Source organism: Pseudoalteromonas sp. 10-33, assembly GCF_001469195.1.
Lineage (GTDB): Bacteria > Pseudomonadota > Gammaproteobacteria > Enterobacterales > Alteromonadaceae > Pseudoalteromonas.
In genome coordinates this window covers 1-2,201 of record NZ_LOFI01000022.1, presented here as the reverse complement: position 1 = coordinate 2,201, position 2,201 = coordinate 1, and the positions used below count along the sequence as shown (strand labels likewise).

Sequence of the window (2,201 nt, the reverse complement as noted above, 5' to 3'; positions counted from 1 at the left end):
CTCCCCTACCACTCATACAAAGTATGAATCCGCAGCTTCGGTGCATAGTTTAGCCCCGTTACATCTTCCGCGCAGACCGACTCGACCAGTGAGCTATTACGCTTTCTTTAAAGGATGGCTGCTTCTAAGCCAACCTCCTGGCTGTCTGGGCCTTTCCACATCGTTTCCCACTTAACTATGACTTTGGGACCTTAGCTGGCGGTCTGGGTTGTTTCCCTCTTCACGACGGACGTTAGCACCCGCCGTGTGTCTCCCGGATAGTACTTTACGGTATTCGGAGTTTGCAAAGGGTTGGTAAGTCGGGATGACCCCCTAGCCTTAACAGTGCTCTACCCCCGTAAGTATTCGTCCGAGGCTCTACCTAAATAGATTTCGGGGAGAACCAGCTATCTCCCGGTTTGATTAGCCTTTCACTCCTAGCCACAGGTCATCCCCTAACTTTTCAACGTTAGTGGGTTCGGTCCTCCAGTTGATGTTACTCAACCTTCAACCTGCCCATGGCTAGATCACCGGGTTTCGGGTCTATACCTTGCAACTATTCGCCCAGTTAAGACTCGGTTTCCCTACGGCTACCCTAATCGGTTAACCTCGCTACAAAATATAAGTCGCTGACCCATTATACAAAAGGTACGCAGTCACAGAACAAGTCTGCTCCTACTGCTTGTACGTACACGGTTTCAGGTTCTATTTCACTCCCCTCACAGGGGTTCTTTTCGCCTTTCCCTCACGGTACTGGTTCACTATCGGTCAGTTGGGAGTATTTAGCCTTAGATGATGGTCCACCTATATTCAGTCAAAGTTTCACGTGCTCCGACCTACTCGATTTCACTTAAAATGTCTTTTCATGTACGGGACTATCACCCTGTATCGTGGCACTTTCCAGAGCCTTCCATTAACACATAATAAGCTTAAGGGCTGTTCCGATTTCGCTCGCCGCTACTTTCGGAATCTCGGTTGATTTCTTTTCCTACGGGTACTTAGATGTTTCAGTTCTCCGCGTTCGCCTCGTTAACCTATGTATTCAGTTAACGATACCTGCAAGCAGGTGGGTTTCCCCATTCGGAAATCCTAGTCTCAAGTGCTTTTTACTAGCTTGACTAGGCTTATCGCAAGTTAATACGTCCTTCATCGCCTCCAACTGCCAAGGCATCCACCGTGTACGCTTAGTCACTTAACCATACAACCCAAACGGGTCTTTGTTTTGTGACAGTTTAACTTCGCCAGAAGTTAATATTGAATACTAAAGTAGATACCAATCAATCGACTCAAAGAGTGATTAAATGGCACTGAATGATACTGCTATCATTCTTTTTTACTTTTGAAAACTCTGTACAAATACACTGTATTCATACGAATTTTATTATCAGCTTTTCCAAATTTTTAAAGAGCAAGAGATACAAAAACCTCTCAAAATTAAACACACTCTATTCTCAGGCGATTTAGCTGCCCGATAAAGAATATTTATTTTTAAGAAGTAAAAGTGGTGGAGCTAAGCAGGATCGAACTGCTGACCTCCTGCGTGCAAGGCAGGCGCTCTCCCAGCTGAGCTATAGCCCCACATGTGCTGGTCTTATTGTTTAGTTACCGACTTCGTGAAGAAGTGGTGGGTCTGAGTAGATTTGAACTACCGACCTCACCCTTATCAGGGGTGCGCTCTAACCAGCTGAGCTACAGACCCAAACAATAAGTGTTGTTCTCTTTACAATAACAATCATCTGTGTGGACACTACGAACAAATAAGTTCTAAATCGTATAAGGAGGTGATCCAGCCCCAGGTTCCCCTAGGGCTACCTTGTTACGACTTCACCCCAGTCATGAATCACTCCGTGGTAAACGTCCTCCCGAGGGTTAGACTATCTACTTCTGGAGCAACCCACTCCCATGGTGTGACGGGCGGTGTGTACAAGGCCCGGGAACGTATTCACCGCGTCATTCTGATACGCGATTACTAGCGATTCCGACTTCATGGAGTCGAGTTGCAGACTCCAATCCGGACTACGACGCACTTTAAGTGATTCGCTTACTCTCGCGAGTTCGCAGCACTCTGTATGCGCCATTGTAGCACGTGTGTAGCCCTACACGTAAGGGCCATGATGACTTGACGTCGTCCCCACCTTCCTCCGGTTTATCACCGGCAGTCTCCTTAGAGTTCTCAGCATTACCTGCTAGCAACTAAGGATAGGGGTTGCGCTCGTTGCGGG

At 47.2% G+C, this 2,201-nt stretch carries 2 tRNA genes and 2 rRNA genes; all 4 read right to left on the bottom strand.

The window, feature by feature from the left end:
• Nucleotides 1-1,177 (bottom strand): 23S ribosomal RNA (locus ATS76_RS10900); the annotation flags it as partial.
• 304 nt (nt 1,178-1,481) lie between these two features.
• Nucleotides 1,482-1,557, bottom strand: a tRNA-Ala gene (locus ATS76_RS10895).
• Between the two features lie 44 nt (nt 1,558-1,601).
• Nucleotides 1,602-1,678: transfer RNA gene (locus tag ATS76_RS10890), tRNA-Ile, on the bottom strand.
• Between the two features lie 75 nt (nt 1,679-1,753).
• Nucleotides 1,754-2,201: ribosomal RNA gene (locus tag ATS76_RS10885) — 16S ribosomal RNA — on the bottom strand; the annotation flags it as partial.